Origin of the sequence: Streptomyces sp. NPDC050703, from assembly GCF_040654435.1 — a bacterium.
Lineage (GTDB): Bacteria > Actinomycetota > Actinomycetes > Streptomycetales > Streptomycetaceae > Streptomyces.
Map to the genome: position 1 here is coordinate 1 of NZ_JBFAHX010000073.1, position 22,850 is coordinate 22,850.

Here is a 22,850-nt window from a genome sequence, read left to right on the forward strand (position 1 = left end):
CCCCGACTCCCCGAACCAGCCGTCGTTCCCCTCGACCGTGCCGCGCCTCGTCGTGGGGTCAGCGTGCCGAGAAGCCGTGCACCGTGCTCGACCGGTAGGTCTCACCGGGGCGCAGCACCGTCGAGGGGAACGACGGCTGGTTCGGGGAGTCGGGGAAGTGCTGGGTCTCCAGGCAGAGCCCGTCGCCCTGGCGGTAGGTGCGGCCCGAGGGCCCGGTGAGGGTGCCGTCGAGGAAGTTGCCGGAGTAGAACTGCACGCCCGGCTCGGTCGTGGCGATCCTCATGGTGCGGCCGGAGTCCGCGTCCCGCAGCGTCGCGAAGTGCTCGGGGGCGCGCGTGATCCCCTTGTCGAGCACCCAGTTGTGGTCGTACCCCTTGGCGGTCACGAGCTGGGGGTGGGCGGTGCGGATGTCCCGTCCGACGGTCTTGGCCCGCCGGAAGTCGAAGGGCGTGCCGGCCACCCGCGCCAGCTCGCCCGTGGGGATCAGACCGGCGTCCGTCGGGGTGAACCGGCGGGCGGCGAGGCTCAGTTCATGGCCGTAGATGTCGCCGCTGCCCTCGCCCGCCAGGTTGTAGTACGTGTGGTTGGTGAGGTTCACGACGGTGGCCTTGTCGGTCGTCGCCGCGTAGTCGATCCGCCAGTCACCGCGGGCGGTGAGGGTGTACGTCACCTTCACGCGCAGCGTGCCCGGGTAGCCCATCTCGCCGTCGACGCTCACGTACCGCAGGACGAGGCCGACGCCGGTGGCGTCCGTGAACGGCTCCACGTCCCACACGCGCGTGTTGAAGCCCTTCGCGCCGCCGTGCAGGCTGTTCTCCCCGTCGTTGACGGAGAGCTGGTGGGTCTTCCCGTCCAGGGTGAAGCGGCCCCGGGCCACGCGGTTGCCGTAGCGGCCGATCAGCGCGCCGAAGAACGTGGTGCCCGCGACGTACTCCTCGATCGTGTCGTAGCCGAGAGAGACGTTGGTGTGGCGGCCGTGGCGGTCGGGGATCTCCAGCGACTGCACGATGCCGCCGTAGGAGAGGACCTTCAGCCGGGTGCCGCCGTTCGCCAGCGACCAGCGGTACACCTTGGTCCCGTCGGCGAGCCTGCCGAAGAGTTCCCGTACCGGCTTCGACGACGGCGCGGTCCGCGCGCCGCCCTCCGCCGCGTACGAGGTGCCGGTGACGGCGGCGGTGAGACCCGCGGCGGCGCCGGCCAGGGCGGTGCGTCTGCTCGTTTCCATGTGCGGCTCCAGAAGTAAGGGGTGGGAGAGGAGGTGCTACCGGCCGACCTTGCGCTTGTTCCACACGTCGAAGCCGACCGCGGCGAGCAGCACGAGACCCTTGATGACCTGCTGGTAGTCCGTGCCGATGCCGACCAGGGACATGCCGTTGTTCAGGACGCCGAGCACCAGACCGCCGATGACGGCGCCCATGACGGTGCCGACGCCGCCGCTCATCGACGCGCCGCCGATGAACGACGCCGCGATGGCCTCCAGTTCGAAGTTGAGGCCCGCCTGCGGGGTGCCCGCGTTGAGCCGGGCCGCGTACACGCAGCCCGCGAGCGCCGCGAGGACGCCCATGTTGACGAAGACCAGGAAGGTGACGCGCTTGTCCTTGACGCCGGAGAGCATCGCGGCGGCCTTGTTGCCGCCGAGCGCGTACACGTGCCGGCCGACGACCGCGTTGCGCATCACGTAGCCGAGGCCGATGAGCAGCCCGCACATGATCAGCATGACGACCGGGACGCCGTGGAAGCTGGCCAGGGTCAGCGTGAACGCCACCACGGCCGCCGTCATCGCCACGCACTTCGCCACCCACAGGCCCTGCGGCAGCACGTCGAGCTCGAACGCCTGCTGCCGCCTGCGGTCCCGCACCTCGCGGAAGAGCAGGAAGGCGATGGTGGCGAGGCCGAGGAGCAGCGTGGGGTTGTGGTACTGCGTGTACGGGCCCATCTCCGGGATGAAGCCCTTGGCGATGTTCTGGAAGCCGTCGGGGAACGGCGCGAGCGACTGCCCCTCCAGGACGATCTGCGTCAGACCGCGGAAGAGCAGCATGCCGGCCAGCGTCACGATGAACGACGGGATGCCGACGTAGGCGATGAAGAAGCCCTGCCAGGCACCCGCCACGGCGCCGATGAGCAGCGAGAGGACGAGGGCGAGCACCCACGGCATGTCGTGCTTGACCATCATCACCGCGGACATGGCGCCGACGAACGCCACCAGGGAGCCGACGGACAGGTCGATGTGGCCGGCGATGATGACGATCATCATGCCGATCGCCAGGATGAGGATGTAGCCGTTCTGCTGGATCAGGTTGGAGACGTTGTTCGGCAGCAGCAGCGTGCCGTCGGTCCAGATCTGGAACAGCACGACGATGAAGGCCAGGGCGATGAGCATGCCGTACTGGCGCATGTTGGCGCGCATGCTCTCGATGAGCAGCGCGCCCGCCCGCCGGGTGACGGGCGGCGGGGCGGCGGACGAGTCCCGCGGTGGAGTGGTCGTGGTGGTCATGGCAGGCCCTCAGCTCTTGCTTCTCGTCTTGGTCATATGGCGCATCAGGACTTCCTGGGTGGCCTCCGCGCGCGTGACCTCACCGGTCAGGCGGCCTTCGGCCATCGTGTAGATCCGGTCGCACATCCCGAGCAGCTCGGGCAGCTCGGAGGAGATGAAGAGGACCGCCTTGCCCTGCGCCGCGAGCCGGTCGATCACCGTGTAGATCTCGTACTTGGCGCCCACGTCGATGCCGCGCGTCGGCTCGTCGAGGATCAGCACCTCGGGGTCGGCGTGAATCCACTTGCTCAGGACGACCTTCTGCTGGTTGCCGCCGGAGAGCCTGCCCACCTGCTCGAAGACGGTGGGCGTCTTGATGTTCATCGACTTGCGGTAGCGCTCGGAGACCTGGCGCTCGTGGTGCTCGTCGACCACGCCGCGCCGCCGCATGCCGGGCAGCGAGGCCAGGGAGACGTTGCGGTTGATGTTGTCGATGAGGTTCAGGCCGTACCGCTTGCGGTCCTCGGTGACGTAGGCGATGCCCGCGTCGACCGCCGCCGGGACCGTCTTGGTGACCACGGGGCGGCCGTTCACCGCCACCGTCCCCGCCACGTACTGCCCGTAGGACCGCCCGAAGACGGACATGGCCAGCTCCGTGCGGCCCGCGCCCATCAGGCCCGCGATGCCGACGATCTCGCCGCGCCGCACGGTCAGCGACACGTCGTCGACGACGGTGCGCTGATGGTCCACGGGGTGGCGCACGGTCCAGCTCTCGACGGACAGGGCCGGCTCGTCCGCGTCCTGGCCCGCGTACGGGGTGCGGTCGGGGAAGCGGTGGTCGAGATCGCGGCCGACCATGCCGCGGATGATGCGGTCCTCGGACAGTTCGGCCGTCGCCTCGGGGGTCTGCCGTACCGTCAGCGACTCGATGGACCGCCCGTCGCGCAGGATCGTCACCGCGTCGGTGATCTGCCGGATCTCGTTCAGCTTGTGCGAGATGATGATGCTGGCGATGCCCTGCTCGCGCAGTTCCACGATCAGGTCGAGGAGCTTCGCGCTGTCCTCGTCGTTGAGCGCCGCGGTGGGCTCGTCGAGGATCAGCAGCTTCACCTCCTTCGACAGCGCCTTCGCGATCTCCACGAGCTGCTGCTTGCCGACCCCGATGTCGGAGACCGGCGTCTGCGGCTTCTCGTGCAGGCCGACCCGCTTCAGCAGGGCGCTCGCCCGGCGCAGGGTGTCGTTCCAGTCGATGAAGCCGCGCCTGGCCTGCTCGTTGCCGAGGAAGATGTTCTCGGCGATCGACAGATAGGGGACGAGCGCCAGCTCCTGGTGGATGATCACGATGCCGCGGCGCTCGCTGGCACGGATGTCCTTGAACGCCACGGGCTCGCCCTCGAAGAGGATCTCCCCGTCGTAGCTGCCGTGCGGGTGGACCCCGCTGAGCACCTTCATCAGCGTCGACTTGCCGGCGCCGTTCTCCCCGCAGATCGCGTGGATCTCCCCGGGCCGTACGGACAGCCGAACGTCGGAGAGCGCCGTGACGCCCGGGAACGTCTTGGTGATGCCCCGCATCTCCAGCAGCGGAGCGCTCACTTCAGCTGTCCCGCCGTGAAGTACCCCTCGTCGACGAGGAGCCTGGTGTTGGACTTGTCGACGCTCACCGGTTCGAGCAGGAAGGCGGGGACGGTCTTCTTGCCGTTGTTGTAGTCGGTGGTGTTGTTGACCTGGACCTTCTTGCCGGTCAGCACGGCGTCGCCCATCTTCACGGTCTGCGCGGCCAGCTTGCGCGTGTCCTTGAAGACCGTCTGCGTCTGCTCGCCGCGGATGATCGACTTCACCGACGCCAGCTCCGCGTCCTGGCCCGTGATCACCGGCAGCGGCTCGCTCCCGGTGCCGTAGCCCGCGCTCTTCAGCGCCGAGATGATGCCGATGGAGATGCCGTCGTACGGCGAGAGCACCGCGTCGACGCGCTTGTCGCCGTAGCTCTTGCTGATCAGGTCGTCCATGCGCTTCTGCGCCGTGCCGCCGTCCCACTTCAGGGTCGTGGCCTGGTTGATCCTCGTCTGCTTGCTGCGGACGACGAGCTGACCGCTGTCGAAGTACGGCTTCAGCACCTTCATGGCGCCGTTCCAGAAGTACTTCGTGTTGTTGTCGTCCGGGTCGCCCGCGAACAGCTCGACGGACTTGGCCGCACCGCCCTTCTCGGGCTTGCCGAGCTTCAGCTCGTCGACGAGGTACTGGCCCTGGAGGCGGCCGACGCGCTCGTTGTCGAACGACGCGTAGTAGTCCACGTTCTCCGTGCCCAGGATGAGCCGGTCGTACGAGATCACGGGGATGCCCGCGTCGTGCGCCCGCTTCAGCACGTCGGTGAGCGCCGAGCCGTTGATCGCGGCGACCACGAGCAGTCGGTGCCCCTTGGTGATCATGTTCTCGATCTGGGCGACCTGGTTCTCCACCTTGTCGTCGCCGTACTGCAGGTCCGTTTCGTAGCCGGCCTTCTTGAACTGCTCCGCCATGTTCTTGCCGTCGGCTATCCACCGCTCGGAGGACTTGGTGGGCATCGCGAGACCGATCGTGCCGCCCTTGCCGTCATCCGGTTTGTAGCGGCTGCCGCCCTTGGCCTCCTGGCCGCAGGCGGCCAGGGAGAAGGTGAGCAGCGCGGCGACGGCGACGAGGCCGGGAGTGCGGGTGCGCATGGGTTCAGTCCCCTTCCGGGACGGGGAAACGGCACAGCTCACCGGGGTGCCGCGAGCCGAGCGGCGACATGCCGCCGTCCGCGCCGTGCCGGGCGAGCAGATCCAGGACGAGCCGGCCCCGCCTGACCCGCTCCCGGGCCGTGGCGAGGGCGTGCTCGCGCAGGTGGGCGCCGTACGGGTAGATGCCGGCGGCCTTGGAGAGGCCGAACTTCACATACAGCGGGGCGCCGCGCCTGATCAGCTCGGCGACCTCGTACATCCGGACGTAGCCGCCGAGGTCGTCGGGCGCCTCGACGTACATGTCCATGGGGGCCCGGCTGGCCCGGCGGATCTCGGTGAGGTGCGCCAGGGGCAGATCGGACGGCACGTTGAGCGAGTCGGCGCCGAGCCGTTCGTACACGGCGTACGAGGCCGGGTTCACCGGACCGGTCAGCGCGGACAGCTTGAAGGTGGTGCCGGCGGGCAGCACACCGGCGGCGCGCAGCCTGTGCAGCGTCCACAGCACGCCCTCGTCCGCGACGAGCAGGCACCGCACGCCGAGTTCCGTGGCGCGTACGGCGTCCTCGACGCAGCCGGCGAGCGCGTCGTGGCCGCGGGCGCGCAGCCCCGCGCCACCGGAGTCGGTCCGCGTGGAGCCGCCGATGTCCCAGGTGCCGCGCGGCCCGGTGAACAGGCACAGTTCGATGTCGCGCTCGGCGCAGGCGTCCACCATCTCGGTGATCTCGACGTCACGGAGCATCCAGACGCCGCTGCCCTGGCTGATCCGGTGCACCGGCACGTCGAGCCGCGCGCTCTCCTTCAGTACGGCGGCGAGCGCCTCGGGCCCCTCGACGGAGGGGATCTCGGTGCGCCACGTCCCGCCGTCGGGGAACGTGTGCGGGGAGGCGTCGGCCGCCTCGACGGGCGGCACGGGGTGCCCGATGCGGGCGAGGGCGTCGGCGCCGGGGCGCCGGGGTACGGACGGGGCAGACACGGTACTCCAATGGTTCGAGATCACGAACAGAGTTCGGCGTAAACGCGCCGAGGGGGCGCGGGGCTGTGTCATCGGCGGCTCCGCCGCGGGGCGCGACCGGCCCGCGGCGGAACACGGCGGAACGTCAGGGCACCAGCAGCACCTTCCCGACCTTCGGGTCGCCCGAGCCGACCAGGGCGACGGCTTCCCCGAACCGTTCGAGCGGCAGTTCGTGCGTGATCAGCGGGGCGGGGTCGAGCAGCCCGAGGCCGAAGGCCCGCACCGCGTCGGACCACGCGGCGGACGGCGCCCCGAAGACCGAGCGCACCTCCAGCTGGCTGAGGGACAGATGCACGGGGTCGATGCCCACCGCCCCCGGCGCGAACATCCCGGTGAGCACGACCCGCCCGCCCCTGCGTGCGAGGAGGCAGGACGAGGCGGCCGTGGTCGGCGCCCCCGCGGTCTCGACGACCAGGTCGAAGCCGCCGGGGCCCGAGGCCGCCTCCTCGGGCGACAGGGCGTCCGTGGCCCCGAACACCCTGGCCCGCTCGCCCCGGGCGGCCCGGGGGTCGACGGCCACCAGCTCGGCGGGGCTGGACGCCGCGAGCAGCTGCACGGCGAGCAGCCCCAGCGTTCCCGCGCCGACGACGGCGACGCGCTCACCGGGCCGCGGCCGCCCCGCGCGCACGGCGGCGGCGATCACCGCCGAGGGTTCGAGCAGGGCGGCGGCCCGCAGGTCCGCGTCGTCCCGCAGCGGATGCAGCAGCCGGGCCGGCACCGTGAGGTGGTCCGCGAAGGCGCCCGGCTCGGTGAACCCGGTCTCCGCGTAGCCGCCCTCGCACAGGCTGGTCTCCCCGCACCGGCAGCGCTCGCAGCCGCCGCACGCGCGGAACCCCTCGGCGACGGTTCCGCGGCCGACGAGTGCGGGGTCGACGCCCGCGCCCACCGCCGCCACGGTCCCGGACCACTCGTGGCCGGGGACCACCGGGTAGCGCACGTAGGCCGCGTCGCGGTGGCCGTCGTACACCTCGCGGTCGCTCATGCAGATCCCGGCCGCCGCCACCTTCACGAGGACCTCGCCGGGGCCGGGCTCCGGGACGTCCCCGGTGACCAGGCGGTGCGCGCCGGGGCGCTCGACGACGACCGCGCGGCTGCCCGCCGTCCCCTCGCTCACCCCTCGGCCCCGCCCGGCGCCCGCTTCTCCCAGCCCTCGGCCCACAGGTCGAACCGGGCCTGCTGCTGGGGGAACTCCGCGGCGGCGTCGGTGTCGAGCTCGACGCCGAGGCCCGGCGCGTGGGACAGCTCGAAGCAGCCGGTCTCCGGGTCGACCCGCGGCGCGCCCTTGACGACCTTCTTGATGTCCGCGTCGGCGAAGTCGTTGAAGTGTTCGAGGATCTTGAAGTTCGGCGCGGTGAAGCCGACCTGGAGCGAGGCCGCGGTCAGGACGGGGCCGCCGACGTTGTGCGGGGCCACGAGCATGTAGTGCGTCTCGGCGGTGGCCGCCAGCTTGCGGGTCTCCCAGATGCCGCCGATGTGGCCGACGTCGGGCTGGATGATGTCGGCCGCCTGGCTCTCGAACAGCTCGCGGAACTCGATGCGGTCGTGGATGCGCTCACCCGTGGCGACCGGCATGTCGACCTTCGCGGCGACCTTCTCCAGGGCCTTGAGGTTCTCCGGCGGCACCGGCTCCTCCAGCCACGCGGGGCGGAACGGCGCGAGGTCGCGGGCGAGGCGGATCGCGGTGCTCGGCGCGAACCGGCCGTGCATCTCCAGCATCAGCTCGGCCTCGGGGCCGATCGCGTCCCGGACGGCCTCGATCAGGGAGACCGCGTAGAGGCTCTGCTCGTGGTCGAGTTCGTAGTGCCCGGTGCCGAAGGGGTCGATCTTCAGGGCGCGGTAGCCGCGCTCCATGACGCCCTTGGCCGCCTTGTGGTACGCCTCCGGGGTCCGCTCGGTGGTGTACCAGCCGTTGGCGTACGCCTTGACGCGGTCGGTGACCTTGCCGCCGAGGAGCTGCCAGACGGGGACGCCGAGCGCCTTGCCCTTGATGTCCCAGCAGGCCATCTCGACGACCGCGATGCCGGACATCACGATCTCGCCCGCCCGGCCGTAGTCGCCGTACTTCATCCTGCGGACCAGGTCCTCGACCGCGAACGGGTCGGAGCCCTTGATGTGGTTCGCCTCCGCCTCGCGGAGGTAGCCGATGAGCGCGTCGGTGTGCCCGAGCATGCGGGTCTCGCCGATTCCGGTCAGGCCCTCGTCGGTGTGCACCTGGACGTAGGTGAGGTTACGCCAGGGCGTTCCGACGACATGCGTGCTGATTCCCGTGATACGCAAGGCAGTTGCCCCTTGAATTGTTCGGTATTTCGTCACACGTTCGAAATGTTGGCGTGACGGTAATCACGGTGGCCGGAACGTGTCAATGGGTATGGCTGAACGGTCTTGAGGGGGCGGCCCGTCGCCCCTCACGGCGACCGCCACCTCGCGACCGGACGGCCATTGCGCCGCGAACGGCACCGTGCCTACCCTGTGTTCGTCATATCGATCAGCGACCGAAGTCTCGGACGCGCAGGGGTGGAAGGCCGATTCATGGGACGACTGGTACCCGCGGTGACCAGGTCGCTGGACATACTGGAACTCTTCCTTGAGGGCGACGGGACGTTCTCCGCGCCCGAGGTGACCCGCAGGCTCCAGCTGCCGCGCACCACCGTGCACGAACTGCTCACCACTCTGGCCGCCCGCTCCTACCTCGTCCAGGTACCGGACCAGCCGGGCCGCTACCGCCTCGGTGTGCGCACCTACCAGCTCGGCAGCAGGTACGCGGAGCAGCTCGACCTCGCGGCCGAGGGGCAGCAGATGGCCCGCGAGGTAGCCGAGACCTGCGACGAGACCGTCCACGTCGCCGTCCTGGAGGACACGGACGTCATCTACATCGCCAAGGTCGACTCCACGCACGCCGTGCGCATGGTCTCCGCGGCGGGCCGCCGCCTGCCCGCGCACTGCACCTCGGTCGGCAAGATGCTCCTCGCCTCGCTGCCGGAACCGGAGCTCGAAGCGCGGCTGCGCGGCCGTGAGTTCGCCGCGATGACGCCGGACAGCATCACCGACCCCGACGAGCTGCTCGCCGCGCTCGCCGAGATCCGCGAGCGGGGTGTCGCGGTCGAGCACCGGGAGTCCAACCCGGACGTGAGCTGCGTGGCGGCGCCGGTGCGGGACAGCGCGGGCCGGGTCGTGGCGGCGCTCTCCATCTCCGTGCCGATGATCCGCTGGAGCGAGGAGCGCGAGCGGGAACTGGCCGAGCTGGCCGCCAAGGGCGCGGGCGATCTGTCCATCCGCCTCGGCCACCGGGAGGCGCGGTGAGCACCACCGCGTACGAGGTCGCCGTGCGCGCGGAGGCGCAGCTCGGCGAGGGCCCCACCTGGGACGCGGACACCGGGCGGCTGATCTGGGTCGACATCCTCGGCTCGCGCGTGCACACCTACGACCCCGGCGACGGCCGCCGCACGGTCATGGCCACCGGGCAGCACGTCGGCGCCGCGAAGCCCCGCGCGGGCGGCGGCCTCGTGGTGAACCTCCGCGACGGCATCGGGCTCTACGGGCCCGGCGGCGCCGCCTTCTCCTGGCTGGTGCGCGACCCGGTGCCGGGACGGCGCGGCAACGACGCGGCGGTGGCGCCCGACGGCTCGCTCTGGGCGGGCACCATGCGCTACGACGAGGCACCGGGCGGCGGCGGCCTCACCCGCGTCGCCCCGGACGGGACCACCGCCGACCAGGGCGCCGGCGTCGGCGACGTGGCGGTCAGCAACGGCACGGGCTGGAGCCCCGACGGGCGGCTCATGTACTACGTGGACAGCCCCACGCGGCGCGTCGACGTCCTCGACTTCGACGGCCGGACCGCCCGCGGCCGGCGCCCGTTCGCGGTGATCGGGGAGGACGGGGCGGGCGACCCCGACGGGCTCACCGTCGACGCGGAGGGCTGCGTCTGGGTGGCCCTGTGGAACGGCGGGGCCGTCCGCAGGTACACCCCGGACGGGCGGCTCGACCTGACCGTGGACCTGCCGGTGCCCCGCCCCACCGCCTGCGCCTTCGGCGGCCCCGGCCTGCGCGACCTCTACATCACCACGGCCCGCGTCGGCCAGGAGCACCCGCACCCGCTGGCGGGCTCGGTGCTCGTGCTGCCGGACGCGGGCCAGGGGATGCCGGGCACGGCCTTCGCGGGCTGAGGCGGGAGTCCGGGGGCCGGGGAGGTCAGCGCTTCAGCTCCCGCAGGTACTTCCCGAACTTCTCCAGGCCGTCGATGTTGCGCGGCCCGCTGATGCCCTCGTTGTAGTCGAGCACGAAGAAGTTGTTCTTCTTCACGGCCGGCAGCTCCTTGGTGTGCGGGGACTTCCTCAGGAACTCGATCTTCTTCTCGGCGGGCTGGTCGCCGTAGTCGAAGATGATGACGACCTCGGGCTCGGCCTCGGTGACCGCCTCCCAGTTCACCTGGGTCCAGCGCTCGTCGAGCCCGTCGAAGATGTTCCTGCCGCCCGCCGTCTTGATGATGTCGTTCGGGGGCACCTGGCTGCCCGCGGTGAACGGCTGGTCGGTGCCGGAGTCGTAGAGGAAGACCGGCACCGGGTCGCCGCCCTTCGGCGCCTTCTCCTTGACGGCCGCCACGCGCTTCTTCAGCCCGCCGACCACCCGCTCGGCCTTCTCCTCGACCCGGAAGATCTTGCCGAGCCGCTCCAGATCGCTGTAGAGCGCGTCGAACGGCGTGACCTTCTGCGGGTACTTCGGGTAGTTGAAGCAGCTCTCGGTGTGCATGAAGCTCTGGATGCCGAGCTTGTCCAGGATCTTCGGGGTGATGCCGCGCTGGTCGCTGAAGCCGGAGTTCCAGCCGGCGACGACGAAGTCGGACTTGGCCTCGACGACGAGTTCCTTGTTGAGCAGGTCGTCGCTGAGCATCTTCACCTCGGCGTACTCCGACGCCCAGGGCGACTCGCTCACCGGCGGATTGGCGGGCGGCATCACGTAGCCCGCCACGTGCTCGGTCAGGCCGAGGCTGAACAGCTTGTCGGCGCTGCCGCCCTCGTAGGCCACGGCACGCTCCGGCACGCGGTAGGAGACGGGCTCACCGCATCTCTTCACGGTGACCTTCTCGGCGGCCTCGGCGCCGCCGCCCGATTCGACCTCGGCGCCGCAGCCGCTCAGGAGCAGTGTGGCCGCGAGGGCGGACCCCAGGGCGATGGTCCGGGTGTGGGACATGTGGGACATGGGACGTCGGTGCCTTTCACAGGACAGGTGGTGCGGGTCGGTGGGTCTCAGGAGCGGAGGGCGTACAGGAGCTGCGGGTCGCCGGTCAGGGGGTGCGGCACGACGGTCGCCCGTACGCCGAAGACGTCCGCGACCAGCGCTTCGGTCAGGACGTCCTTGGGGGTCCCGGAGGCCACCAGACGCCCCTGGTGGAGCACGCCGAGCCGGTCGCAGGCGGCGGCGGCGAGGTTCAGGTCGTGCAGGACGACGAGGACGGTCAGGCCCGCGCCCCGCAGATGGGAGAGGATCTCCACCTGGTGGCGGACGTCGAGGTGGTTGGTCGGCTCGTCGAGCACGAGGACGCGCGGCTCCTGGACGAGGGCGCGGGCCAGCAGCACGCGCTGGCGCTCGCCGCCGGACAGCGTGAGGATGCCGCGCCGGGCCAGGTGGGTGATGTCGAGCCGCTCCATCGCCGCCGCGCACAGCTCCCGCTCACGCCCGGTCAGCGCCTGGTTGCCCCGCTGGTGGGGGGCCCGGCCGAGCGCCACGACCTCCTCCACGGTGAAGTCGAGGTCGACGGCGCCGTCCTGGGTCATGGCGGCGAGCAGTCGCGCGCTGCGGCGCATCGGCAGCCGGGTGATGTCGTCGCCGCCGACGCGGACGGTGCCCGCCGCGGGGCGCAGGGCGCGGTAGACGCAGCGCAGGGCCGTCGACTTGCCGCTGCCGTTCGGGCCGACCAGGCCGACGACCTCGCCGTCGGCCACGTCGAGCGACAGGTCGCGGACCAGGCTCCTGCCGTCGATGGTGACGCCGAGTCCGTCGATGTGCAGATCCATCTCAGCGCCCTCCGAAGACATGGCCCCTGCGGCGCATCAGCGTGATGAACACCGGCACGCCGACGAGCGCGGTGATGACACCGAGCGGCAGTTCGCGCGGGGCGACCACCGTCCGGGAGAGCAGGTCGACCCAGACCATGAAGACCGCGCCGACCAGCGGGGCGACCGCCAGGACCCGGGCGTGGCCCGCGCCGACGACCATGCGCACCAGGTGCGGCATGACGAGCCCCACGAAGCTGATCGCCCCGCTGACCGCCACCATCACGCCGGTGATCAGCGAGACCACCACGAGCAGGGACCTGCGGTGCCGGTCGGCGCTCACGCCGAGGCTCGCCGCGGTCTCGTCGCCGAGCGCGAGGACGTCGAGGGCGCGCCCGTACCGGTACAGCACGGCGAGGCCGAGCAGGACGACGGCGGCGACGACGGGCAGGGCGCCCCAACCGGCGGCGCCGAAGCTGCCCATGGTCCAGTACAGGACCATCCCGGTGGCCTCGCTGTCCGGCGCGAAGTAGATGATGACGCTCATCAGGGCCTGGAAGCCGAGCGACATGGCCACGCCCGTCAGGACGAGCCGCAGCGGCGAGAGCACGCCCCGGCTCGACGAGGCCGCGTACACGAGGAACGAGGCGACGAGCGCGCCGATGAACGCCCCGGCGGAGACGGCGTAGACGCCGAGCGCGGCCAGGCCCCCGGTCACCGTCACACCGACGGCGCCCACCGAGGCGCCCGAGGAGACGCCGAGGACGAACGGGTCGGCCAGGGCGTTGCGCACCATCGCCTGGATGGCGACGCCGACCGCGCTGAGACCGGCCCCCACCAGCGCGGCGAGCAGCACGCGCGGTGTCCGGATCTGCCAGATGATCTGGTACGTGGTGATCTCGTCGGCGGCGATGCGGCCGCCGCTGAGCGCCGCCCACAGATAGCGGGCGGTCTCGGCGGGCGTCACCAGGGCCGCGCCGAGGCCGATGGCGACCACGACGGACGCGACGAGGACGAGGAAGAGCGCGACGCAGGTCAGCGCGAGCACCTTCGGCGAGGCGAGCCGCTCCCGCAGCGTGGTCCTCGGCGTCGCGGGCAGGGCCTCCGCGACGGTGCTCACGCGCTCTCCGCTTCCGTCACGTCGTCGCCCCCGCGCCCGCGCGGCACCAGGACGGCCGCGCCGAGCGCCGCGACGACCAGGGCGCCGAACACGGCGGCGGTGCCGGGGTAGCCGGCGAGGCCGAGGCCCGCCCCGCCGAGCGCCGCGCCGGCGAAGACGCCGAGGCTCTGGCCCGCGGCGTTCAGGCTCAGCGCGGAGCCGCGCAGCGCCGTGCCGCAGCGCCGCACGAGGAGGCTGACCACGCAGGCGGCGACGATCGCGTGGCTCGCCGCGTGCAGCGCGGTCATGGCGAGGGCGAGCGGCAGCCAGTGCGTGAAGTAGAAGCCCACGACGGAGACCAGGGCCGCGACCAGGCCGATGGCGAGCATGCGCTCGGTGCTGACGCGCGGCGCGGCGGAGTTGGTGACCCGCCCGGTGAGCAGGTTGCTGACGAAGAACGCCGCGCCGCTGAGCGTCCACACGAGGGTGAAGAGCCCGGCGCCGAGGTCGAACCGCTCCTCGTAGAAGGCCGCGAGGTACGCCAGGTAGCCCATGAAGACGGCGGTGCGCAGGAAGCCGATCAGGAGCAGCGGCACCACGCCGCGTACCGCGGCGAGCGCCCTGAACGAGGCGAGGTAGCCGACGCTCGGCGCGCTCGACGGAGCGGGTGTCTCCTGCCCCTTGCCGCGCCGGGCCACGAACACCGCGGCAAGCAGCAGCGAGAGCGCCGTCACGGCGAGCAGGTCGCCCCGCCAGCCCCAGAACAGCGCGGGCAGCGCGATGACCGGCGCCGCGAGCATGGCGGTCATGGACGTCGTCGCGGTCACCAGGGTGGCCGCGCGGCCGGCCGCCTTGCCGGAGCCGAAGCGGTCGGCCGCGGCGGCGGTGAGCGCCGGGTTCAGGACGGCGGTGCTCGCGCCGACGAGGAGGCAGAACACGGCGAACGGGGCGAAGCCGCCGGCGGCGCCGAGGGCGGTGGAGACGCCGAGTGCGACGAGCGCGCCCGCCGCGGCCCGCTCCTTGGGGACGCGGTCGATGAACGGGGCCAGGGCGGTGCCCACGAGCAGGGCGGCCAGACCGCCGAGTCCGCGCAGGCCGCCCATCGCGGCGACGCCGCTGCCCGCGTCGTCGGCGATGGGCACGAGGTAGGTGCTGAACACGGTGAACGGCAGCAGGCCCACGGCGGAGGCGAGCAGCACGGGCCACAGGGCGCGGGCCATCCGCAGGTCGCCGGGGACCGCCTCGTCGGCGCCGCCGCCGGGCGCCGGGTCCCGCACGGCTTCGACGCTCACGCTGCCGCTCCGTCCCCGGCCGTGGCGCGGTAGCGGTACATCGGCGTGGCGTCGGCGCTGAACTGGGAGAAGGTGAACGGCTCGGCGTTCAGCGCGGTCACGCCGGAGCCGACGAAGGCGCGGGCGACGGCGCTGCCGCTCTGGGCGTACACGGTCAGCGGCGTCCCGTGCTCGACGCAGTGCCGCAGGATCAGGTCGAAGGTGCCGTTGCTGAGCGTCATGCCGGTGGCGACGACGGCGTCGGCCTCGGCGAGGACCTCGGTCATGTCGTCGGTGACCGGGTCGCCCCAGGCGGTGGTGCGGAGGTTGAGGTCGCAGGGCAGCGGGACGCCGCCCCGCTCGCGTATCGCCGCTACCAGGGGGTTGACGACGCCGATGAGGGCGACCTTGGCGCCGGGCGCGATGTCGAGCAGCCCGGCGACGGCGGCGTCACGGGCCTCGGCGCGCACCTCGGGCGTGCCGGTCGGCAGCATCACGCGCTCGGCGCCGGGGGCGTCGCGGTGCGGGCGCACGCGGGCCAGGTAGGCGTCGAGCGCGGCCGTGCGCACGGGTGCCGACTCGTGGCGCAGCAGCTTGGCGAGGGACTGCCCGGAGGCGTTCTCACAGAACTCGGGGGCGAGTTCGCCGGCCTCGAAGGAGCAGGCGCCGAAGGCGTCGCCGACACGGAACAGCAGGTAGTGGTTGTGGTAGGTGACGTCGCCGCCCGCGAGGCGGGTGGTGTTGTACAGCCAGAACGCGCTGGTGACGGTCAGGTCGGCCGGGTCGGGCCCATGGGCGCCTGCGAGGACGGCGTCCGTCAGCTCGGCGACGGTCTGGGGAGCGGGGTGTGCCATGTGTGTTCTCTCTGAGGGATTGCCTGAGGGACTGCTTGAGGGACTGCCTGAGGGGGGTGGCCGGAAGGGCGGCTTCAGGGGGCCGCGGTGGGCCAGTCCGCGGTGGACCAGGGAAGGCGCAGCTCGTCGAGCGAGGTGATCTCGTGCGGCTTCAACGTGTCGATGTCCGGCACCTGTTCGTGCCGGGCGTAGGCGCTGTCGACGTAGCGGTGGCCGGTGTCGGCGGCGATGAAGACGTAGGTGCGCGAGTCGTCCCGGCGCCGCTCCCAGAGCGCGCCGAGGTACGCGGCGCCCGCCGAGAGCCCCGCGAAGATGCCGCTGGTGCGCAGCAGGGCGACCGCGCCGGAGACCGCGCAGTCGAAGTTGACCCAGTGCACGCGGTCGTACAGCTTGTGCCGGACGTTCTCGAACGCGATGGCGCTGCCGATCCCGGCGATGATCATGTCCGGGTCGGCGACGTGCTCGGAGCCGAAGGTGACGCTGCCGAAGGGCTGCACGCCGACCAGCGTCACGTCCCGCCCCGACTCCCGCAGGTAGCTGACGATGCCGCCGGTGGAGGCCCCGGAGCCGACGCCGCCGACCAGCGCGAGGGGGCCGGTGGGGATCTCCCGGCAGATCGACTCGGCCACCTCGCGGTAGCCGTGGTAGTGGATGGCGTCGTGGTACTGCCGCATCCAGTGGTACGAGGGGTTGGCGGCCAGGATCTCGGCGATGCGCCGCACCCGTGCCTCCTGGTCGAGCCGGAGGTCCGTGGAGGGGGCGACCTGTTCCAGGGTGGCGCCGAGGATGTCGAGCTGGACACGGGTGGAGCGGTCCACGGTCGTGGAGCCCACGATGTGGCACTTCATCCCGTAGCGGTGGCAGGCGAGCGCCAGGGCCTGGGCGTAGATGCCGCTGGAGCTGTCGATGAGCGTGTCGCCCGGCCGCACCGCCCCGGTGTCGAGCAGGTGCCGGACGGCGCCGAGGGCCGAGTAGATCTTCATGGTCTCGAACCGCAGGCAGGCAAGGCCGGGTTCGAGGGATATGAGGTCGGGTTTCTTCACCGCTTCTGCGATGTGCGCGTGCATGGCTGGGACCCCCCGGAGGACTGGGACAGGACTGGGACAGGGCTGAGATCGGGCTGAGCGCCGAAGAGGTCGAGAGCATCACACTAGATGAAAATGATTGTCAAGACCGGGTAAGGTCGGCACACTGGCCCCCGCGGGACGGCGAGCCGTACGCCCCGCGCAGTCGAGAGGAGACGTGTGAAGCTGCCCCAGAAGGCCGCGGTCCTGCCCCGCCCGCCCCGCCGCGAGCCGCCGGCGAGGACGGGGACGGGCACCGCCTTCGGCACCTTCGGCGAGCTGCTGCAAGGCGTACTCCCGGAAGAGGACGGGGACTTCCTCGTGACGCTGCCGGTCGCCCGCTGGACGATGGCCGCCTTCCGCGAGGGCTCCGCTTCCGGCGACATCGAGGTGTGGCCGCCGCACAAGACCAAGGCGCTGCGCCTCGCGCGGATGATCGCCGCGTCGGCGCCCCGCGGCCCCGCCCGCGGCGGGGTGCTCACCGTCAGCAGCGTGATCCCCGAGGGCAAGGGCCTCGCCAGCTCCTCCGCCGACCTGGTGGCCACCGCGCGGGCGGTCGGCAGGGCCCTGGACGTCGCGATGCCGCCCACCCGCGTCGAACGGCTCCTGGCCCGCATCGAGCCCACCGACGGCGTGCTCTACCCCGCGATCGTCGCCTTCCACCACCGCAGCGTCCGGCTCCGCTCGGTCCTCGGCTCGCTGCCCGCCATGGCCGTGGTCGGGGTCGACGAGGGCGGCGCCGTCGACACCGTGGACTTCAACCGCATCCCCAAGCCGTTCACCGCCGCCGACCGGCGCGCCTACGCCGGCCTGCTCGGCAGGCTCACCGACGCGGTGCGCGCCAGGGACCTCGCCGAGGTCGGCAGGGTCGCCACACGCAGCGCCCTGATGAACCAGGCCCTGCGCCACAAGCACGCCCTCGAACCGATGCGGGCCATCTGTCGCGAGGTCGGCGGCCTCGGCGTCGCCGTGGGCCACAGCGGTACGACGCTCGGGATACTGCTCGACGCCACCGACCCCTCGTACACCCGGCGGGTGACGGCGGCGGCCCGGGCCTGCGCGGAACTCACCGGCGGGGTGGCGGTCTACCGGACCCTGAGCTTCGACACGGGCGCGAACACCGTCTCGGGCTGGAACGGCGGCCGTCCCCACGCGTAACGTGACGCAGCATGAAGATCCTCATCAGCGCCGACATGGAGGGCGCCACCGGAGTGACCTGGCCGGCCGACGTGCTGCCGGGCACCGCCCAGTGGGAACGGTGCAGATCGATGTTCACCTCGGACGTGAACGCGGCCGTGCTCGGCTTCTTCGACGGCGGGGCCGACGAGGTGCTCGTCAATGAGGCGCACTGGACCATGCGGAACCTCCTGTTGGAGCAGCTGGACGAGCGGGCCGAGATGCTGACGGGACGGCACAAGTCGCTGTCCATGGTCGAGGGCGTCCAGCACGGCGACGTCGACGGCATCGCGTTCGTCGGCTACCACGCGGGCGCGGGCATGGAGGGCGTCCTCGCCCACACCTACCTCGCCAACCAGATCACCGGCGTCTGGGTCAACGGCGTCCGCGCCAGCGAGGGGCTGCTGAACTCGCACGTCGTCGCCGAGTTCGGCGTCCCCGTGGTGCTCGTCACCGGCGACGACCTGGCCTGCGAGGACGCACTCGGCTACGCGCCCGGCGCGCTCAAGGTCGCCGTCAAGGACCACGTCTCGCGCTACGCGGCCGTCTGCCGCACCCCGGCCCGCACCGCCGCCGACATCCGCGCCGCCGCCAAGGAGGCCGCCGGGCTCGCCGGCCGCCGGGAGCCGGTGGCGGCGGGACCGTTCACCGTCGAGGTCGAGTTCGACGCCGAACACCTGTCCATGGCGTCGACCGTCGTACCCGGGGTGCGCCGGACGGGGGAGCGCAGGGTCGCCTACGACAGCGAGACCATGTACGAGGGAATCCGTACCTTCAAGGCGGTTACGACGATCGCCTCTGCCGCCGTGGAGGAGCAGTATGGCTGAGCACGACGAGGAGCACGGTCAGGGCTCGGGGGGCGGCGACCGGGTGGACGCGCGGGCGCTCGACGAGGTCGTGGCGTTCACCTCCGAGCTGATCCGCATCGACACCACCAACCGCGGCGGCGGCGACTGCCGCGAGCGGCCCGCCGCCGAATACGCGGCCGAGCGGCTCTCCGAGGCCGGTCTGACGCCCACGCTCCTCGAACGCAGCCCCGGGCGGACGAACGTCGTCACCCGCATCGAGGGCACGGACCCGGGTGCCGACGCGCTCCTCGTCCACGGCCACCTCGACGTCGTGCCCGCCGAGGCCGCCGACTGGAGCGTGGACCCCTTCTCCGGGGAGATCCGCGACGGCGTCGTCTGGGGCCGCGGCGCGATCGACATGAAGAACATGGACGCGATGATCCTGGCCGTCGTCCGGCACTGGGCCCGCGCCGGGGTGCGGCCGAGGCGCGACATCGTGGTCGCCTTCACCGCCGACGAGGAGGCCAGCGCCGAGGACGGCTCCGGATTCCTCGCCGACAAGCACGCCCCGCTCTTCGAGGGGTGCACCGAGGGCGTCAGCGAGTCCGGGGCCTTCACCTTCCACGACGGGCGCGGCAACCAGCTCTACCCGATCGCCGCGGGCGAGCGCGGAACGGGCTGGCTCAAGCTCACCGCGCGCGGCAAGGCGGGCCACGGCTCCAAGGTCAACCGCGCCAACGCGGTGAGCAGGCTCGCCGCCGCCATCGCCCGCATCGGCGAGCACCGGTGGCCGGTGCGGCTCACCCCGACCGTGCGGGCCGCGCTCGCCGAACTCGGCGCGCTCTACGGCCTCCAGGGCGACCCCGAGGCACCGGGCTTCGACGTGGACGACTTCCTGGAGAAGCTCGGCCCGACCGCCGCGCTCGTCGAGCCCACGGTCCGCAACAGCGCCAACCCCACGATGCTGCGGTCGGGTTACAAGGTCAATGTGATCCCCGGGGAGGCCGTGGCCTACGTCGACGGCCGCTTTCTGCCCGGCGGCGAGGAAGAGTTCCGTAGCACGCTTGACCGGCTCACGGGGCCTGACGTCGACTGGGAGTTCCACCACCGCGAGGTGGCGCTGCAGGCGCCGGTCGGCTCGCCGACGTACGCGCGCATGCGCGCCGCCGTCGAGGAGTTCGCGCCCGAGGGGCACGTCGTGCCGTACTGCATGTCGGGAGGCACGGACGCCAAGCAGTTCTCGCGCCTCGGCATCACCGGCTACGGCTTCTCGCCGCTCAGGACACCGGAGGGCTTCGACTACCAGGCGCTCTTCCACGGGGTCGACGAATGCGTGCCGATCGAGGCACTGCACTTCGGGGTCCGTGTCCTCGACCGCTTTCTGCGTACGGCCTAGGAACGACATTGGGGGACGAGAGGGACATGAAGCAGACCCGGGCGTACGGATCATGGCCGTCACCGATCGACGCCGGTCTCGCCGCCGCACACGACGGCGCCCCGGCGTACGTCGGCTACGTCGGCGCGGAGGCGTGGTGGACCGAGCCGCGGCCCGCCGAGGCCGGCCGCCGCGCGCTGGTGCGGCGCCTGCCCGACGGCGAGGAGCGCACGGTGCTGCCCGCGCCGTGGAACGCGCGCAGCCGCGTCGTGGAGTACGGCGGCCGGCCCTGGGCCGGTGCCGACCGGCCCGAGGGACCGCTGCTCGTCTTCGTCGACTTCGCCGACCAGCGCCTGTACGCGTACGAGCCCGACACGCCCGGCGCCGAGCCGCGTCCCCTGACCCCGCTCTCCGGCGTGGGCGGCGGCCTGCGGTGGGCCGACCCGGTGGTCCTCGTCGACCGGGGCGAGGTCTGGTGCGTGGGCGAGGAGTTCACCGGGCAGTCGTCCACCGACGTGCGGCGGGTGATCGCCGCGGTGCCGCTCGACGGCTCGGCGGCCGACGACCGGACCGCCGTGCGGGAACTGTCCGACGGCGCCCACCGCTTCGTCACCGGGCCCCGGCTCTCGCCCGACGGCGGCCGGGTCGCCTGGGTCGCCTGGGACCATCCGCGGATGCCGTGGGACGGCACGGAGCTGATCGTCGCCGACGTCCGCGCGGACGGCGCCTTCGGCCCCGCCCGCGCCTTCGCCGGCGGCCCCGACGAGTCCATCGCCCAGGTGGAGTGGGCGCCGGACGGGCGGCTGCTGTTCTCCAGCGACCGCAGCGGCTGGTGGAACCTGTACCGCGCCACCCCGGACGCCCCGGCGAGCGTACGTCCGCTCTGCCCGCGCGAGGAGGAGTTCGCCGGCCCGCTCTGGCAGATCGGCCTGAACTGGTTCGCGCCCCTCGACAGCGGCCTCGTCGCCGTCGTGCACGGCACGGGCTCCTCCTGCCTCGGCATACTCGACCCCGAGACCGGCGAGGTCGTCGACGCCGCGGGCCCCTGGACGGAGTTCGCGGCGAGCGTCGCCGCGCACGGCCCCCGGGTGCTCGGCGTCGCCGCGAGCCCCCGCAGCGGGTACGAGGTCGTGGAACTGGACACCGGCACCGGCCACGCCCGGGTCGTCGGCGCCGCCCACGACGACCCCGTGGACCCCACGTACTACCCGGAACCGCAGATCCGCACCTTCCTCGGCCCCGCCGGGCGCGACATCCACGCGCACGTCTACCCGCCCCACCACCCCGGCCACACCGCGCCCGACGACGAGCTGCCGCCCTACGTGGTGTGGGCGCACGGCGGCCCCACCACCCGCTCGCCCCTCGTGCTCGACCTCGACATCGCCTACTTCACCTCGCGCGGCATCGGCGTCGTCGAGGTCAACTACGGCGGCTCCACCGGCTACGGCCGCGCCTACCGCGAGCGGCTGCGCGAGCAGTGGGGCATCGTCGACGTCGACGACTGCGCGGCGGTCGCCCTCGCGCTCGCCGACGAGGGCACCGCCGACCGGGACCGGCTCGCGATCAGGGGCGGCAGCGCGGGCGGCTGGACCGCGGCCGCGTCGCTCGCCACCACGGACGTCTACGCCTGCGGCACCCTCCTGTACCCGGTGCTCGACCTCGCCGCGTTCGCATCCGGCGGCACCCACGACCTCGAATCGTGCTACCTGGAGTCGCTCGTCGGCCCGTTCGCCGAGGTCACCGGGCGGTACGCGGAGCGCTCGCCCCTCGAACACGCCGACCGGATCACCGCGCCGTTCCTGCTCCTCCAGGGGCTCGACGACGTGGTCTGCCCGCCCGCCCAGTCCGAGGAGTTCCTCGCCAGATCGCAGCGGCGCGACCTGCCGCACGCCGCCATCGCCTTCGAGGGCGAGGGGCACGGCTTCCGCCGCGCCGACACGATGGTCCGCGCCCTGGAGGCCGAGCTCTCCCTGTACGCGCAGGTCTTCGGCATCGGCCTCGCCGGCCGCGTCCCCACCCTGGAGCTGGACAAGTGAGACCCCTCGTACGTCCTCCGCGGCTGGCGCCCGGCGCCCGGGTCGCCGTCGTCGCGCCCAGCGGGCCCGTACCCGAGGACGGGCTCCAGGCGGGCCTGGACATCCTGCGCGGCTGGGACCTGGACTCCTTCGCCATGCCCCACGTCCTCGACACAGGACAGGACCTCGGCCACCTCGCCGGCACGGACGCGAGCCGGGCCCGCGACCTGGAGCGGGCATGGTGCGACCCGTCCGTGGCCGCCGTCTTCTGCGCCAGGGGCGGGTACGGCGCGCAGCGCATGGTGGACCTCGTCGACTGGGACGCGATGCGCGGGGCCGCGCCCAAGGTGTTCCTCGGCTACAGCGACATCACCGCCCTGCACGAGGCGTTCGCCACGCGGCTCGGCGTCGCCACGCTGCACGGCCCGATGACCGCGACCGAGGACTTCCTGAAGAACGCGCGGGCCCAGGACCACCTGCGCACGACCCTGTTCACCCCGGAGGACGCCCGGGTGATCACGGCCGCGGAGGGCGCGGGCGCGCTGGTCGGCGGCCGGGCCGAGGGCGTCACGCTCGGCGGCTGCGTGTCGCTGCTCGCCGCCGACCTCGGCACACCGGGCGCACGGCCCTCCGCGCGCGGCGGCCTGCTCCTCCTGGAGGACATGGGAGAGGAGGCGTACCGCCTGGACCGCATCCTCACCCAGCTGCTGCGCGCGGACTGGCTGACGGGGGTCGCGGGCGTCGCGCTCGGCTCCTGGCAGGCGTGCGGGCCCTACGACGAGGTGCGCGCCGTCCTCGCCGACCGGCTCGGCGGACTCGGCGTGCCGGTGGCCGAGGAGTTCGGCTTCGGGCACTGCGCGGGGGCGCTCACCATGCCGTTCGGGGCGGCGGCCGAACTGGACGCGGACGCGGGCACGTTGACGCTCCGGACGCCCGCGCTCGGCTAGGTGTATTGATCACGAGCGTTGTTGACACGGGGGTCTTGATCAAAGGCGAAGACCTCCGGTGTGGTGGAGCTGTCTAGGACTGCACCACAC

20 protein-coding genes are annotated in these 22,850 nt (G+C 72.4%); 7 read left to right on the top strand and 13 right to left on the bottom strand.

Annotation, left to right across the window (positions count from 1 at the left end):
- Positions 1-58 precede the first annotated feature (58 nt).
- The 7 genes from AB0I16_RS34820 to AB0I16_RS34850 all read right to left on the bottom strand — a co-directional run bounded on the left by AB0I16_RS34820 (position 59) and on the right by AB0I16_RS34850 (position 8,458).
- Complete coding sequence (locus tag AB0I16_RS34820; RefSeq protein WP_363253680.1) at positions 59-1,225, bottom strand: aldose epimerase family protein; 1,167 nt, start codon at positions 1,223-1,225, stop codon at positions 59-61.
- A gap of 36 nt (positions 1,226-1,261) precedes the next feature.
- The gene (mmsB, locus tag AB0I16_RS34825) at positions 1,262-2,494 is read right to left on the bottom strand and encodes a multiple monosaccharide ABC transporter permease (protein ID WP_363253681.1); all 1,233 of its coding nucleotides are present in this window, start codon (positions 2,492-2,494) and stop codon (positions 1,262-1,264) included.
- A gap of 9 nt (positions 2,495-2,503) precedes the next feature.
- Positions 2,504-4,066 carry a multiple monosaccharide ABC transporter ATP-binding protein gene (gene mmsA / locus AB0I16_RS34830; RefSeq protein ID WP_363253682.1) on the bottom strand — a complete coding sequence of 521 codons (1,563 nt, stop codon included), beginning with the start codon at positions 4,064-4,066 and terminating at the stop codon, positions 2,504-2,506.
- Positions 4,063-5,169 carry a multiple monosaccharide ABC transporter substrate-binding protein gene (gene chvE / locus AB0I16_RS34835; protein WP_363253683.1) on the bottom strand — a complete coding sequence of 369 codons (1,107 nt, stop codon included), beginning with the start codon at positions 5,167-5,169 and terminating at the stop codon, positions 4,063-4,065. The genes mmsA and chvE overlap by 4 nt, the downstream gene beginning before the upstream one ends.
- A gap of 4 nt (positions 5,170-5,173) precedes the next feature.
- Complete coding sequence (locus AB0I16_RS34840) at positions 5,174-6,142, bottom strand: hypothetical protein (protein ID WP_363253684.1); 969 nt, start codon at positions 6,140-6,142, stop codon at positions 5,174-5,176.
- A 124-nt stretch (positions 6,143-6,266) separates the two neighbouring features.
- The gene (locus AB0I16_RS34845; protein ID WP_363253685.1) at positions 6,267-7,295 is read right to left on the bottom strand and encodes an alcohol dehydrogenase catalytic domain-containing protein; all 1,029 of its coding nucleotides are present in this window, start codon (positions 7,293-7,295) and stop codon (positions 6,267-6,269) included.
- Positions 7,292-8,458, bottom strand: a complete 1,167-nt coding sequence (locus AB0I16_RS34850) for a mandelate racemase/muconate lactonizing enzyme family protein (protein WP_363253686.1) — start codon at positions 8,456-8,458, stop codon at positions 7,292-7,294. Before AB0I16_RS34850 ends, AB0I16_RS34845 begins: the two co-directional genes overlap by 4 nt.
- A gap of 252 nt (positions 8,459-8,710) precedes the next feature.
- Between AB0I16_RS34850 and AB0I16_RS34855 the strand changes: the two genes are divergently transcribed.
- Both AB0I16_RS34855 and AB0I16_RS34860 read left to right on the top strand, forming a co-directional pair.
- On the top strand, positions 8,711-9,481 hold the full coding sequence (locus AB0I16_RS34855; RefSeq protein WP_363253687.1) for an IclR family transcriptional regulator: 771 nt from the start codon (positions 8,711-8,713) through the stop codon (positions 9,479-9,481).
- Positions 9,478-10,344, top strand: a complete 867-nt coding sequence (locus AB0I16_RS34860; RefSeq protein WP_363253688.1) for an SMP-30/gluconolactonase/LRE family protein — start codon at positions 9,478-9,480, stop codon at positions 10,342-10,344. The genes AB0I16_RS34855 and AB0I16_RS34860 overlap by 4 nt, the downstream gene beginning before the upstream one ends.
- 25 nt (positions 10,345-10,369) lie before the next feature.
- On the opposite strand, the gene AB0I16_RS34865 is transcribed toward AB0I16_RS34860, so the two are convergent.
- The 6 genes from AB0I16_RS34865 to AB0I16_RS34890 form a co-directional block, all read right to left on the bottom strand.
- Entirely contained in the window at positions 10,370-11,368 is a 999-nt protein-coding gene (locus AB0I16_RS34865) for an ABC transporter substrate-binding protein (RefSeq protein ID WP_363253689.1), read from the bottom strand.
- 56 nt (positions 11,369-11,424) lie between these two features.
- Entirely contained in the window at positions 11,425-12,192 is a 768-nt protein-coding gene (locus tag AB0I16_RS34870) for an ABC transporter ATP-binding protein (protein ID WP_363253691.1), read from the bottom strand.
- A gap of 1 nt (position 12,193) precedes the next feature.
- Positions 12,194-13,210 carry an iron ABC transporter permease gene (locus AB0I16_RS34875; RefSeq protein ID WP_363253699.1) on the bottom strand — a complete coding sequence of 339 codons (1,017 nt, stop codon included), beginning with the start codon at positions 13,208-13,210 and terminating at the stop codon, positions 12,194-12,196.
- 77 nt (positions 13,211-13,287) lie between these two features.
- Complete coding sequence (locus AB0I16_RS34880) at positions 13,288-14,562, bottom strand: MFS transporter (protein ID WP_363253692.1); 1,275 nt, start codon at positions 14,560-14,562, stop codon at positions 13,288-13,290.
- Positions 14,559-15,395: a DUF364 domain-containing protein gene (locus AB0I16_RS34885; RefSeq protein WP_363253693.1), complete on the bottom strand. Its 837-nt coding sequence runs from the start codon at positions 15,393-15,395 to the stop codon at positions 14,559-14,561. The genes AB0I16_RS34880 and AB0I16_RS34885 overlap by 4 nt, the downstream gene beginning before the upstream one ends.
- A gap of 74 nt (positions 15,396-15,469) precedes the next feature.
- Positions 15,470-16,462 (bottom strand): pyridoxal-phosphate dependent enzyme, encoded by a 993-nt coding sequence (locus tag AB0I16_RS34890; protein WP_363253694.1) that lies wholly within the window; start codon positions 16,460-16,462, stop codon positions 15,470-15,472.
- Positions 16,463-16,666: 204 nt separating this feature from the next.
- Here AB0I16_RS34890 and AB0I16_RS34895 point away from each other — a divergent pair, with 204 nt between their 5' ends.
- The 5 genes from AB0I16_RS34895 to AB0I16_RS34915 are packed head-to-tail and all read left to right on the top strand — an operon-like array spanning position 16,667 to position 22,760.
- Entirely contained in the window at positions 16,667-17,617 is a 951-nt protein-coding gene (locus tag AB0I16_RS34895; RefSeq protein WP_363253701.1) for a kinase, read from the top strand.
- Positions 17,618-17,628: 11 nt separating this feature from the next.
- Positions 17,629-18,462: a M55 family metallopeptidase gene (locus AB0I16_RS34900; protein WP_363253695.1), complete on the top strand. Its 834-nt coding sequence runs from the start codon at positions 17,629-17,631 to the stop codon at positions 18,460-18,462.
- Positions 18,455-19,819, top strand: a complete 1,365-nt coding sequence (locus AB0I16_RS34905; protein ID WP_363253696.1) for a M20/M25/M40 family metallo-hydrolase — start codon at positions 18,455-18,457, stop codon at positions 19,817-19,819. The genes AB0I16_RS34900 and AB0I16_RS34905 overlap by 8 nt, the downstream gene beginning before the upstream one ends.
- 26 nt (positions 19,820-19,845) lie before the next feature.
- A complete protein-coding gene (locus AB0I16_RS34910) occupies positions 19,846-21,834 on the top strand; it encodes a prolyl oligopeptidase family serine peptidase (RefSeq protein WP_363253697.1) in 1,989 nt (662 codons plus the stop codon).
- Positions 21,831-22,760, top strand: a complete 930-nt coding sequence (locus AB0I16_RS34915) for an LD-carboxypeptidase (RefSeq protein WP_363253698.1) — start codon at positions 21,831-21,833, stop codon at positions 22,758-22,760. Before AB0I16_RS34910 ends, AB0I16_RS34915 begins: the two co-directional genes overlap by 4 nt.
- Positions 22,761-22,850 lie beyond the last annotated feature (90 nt).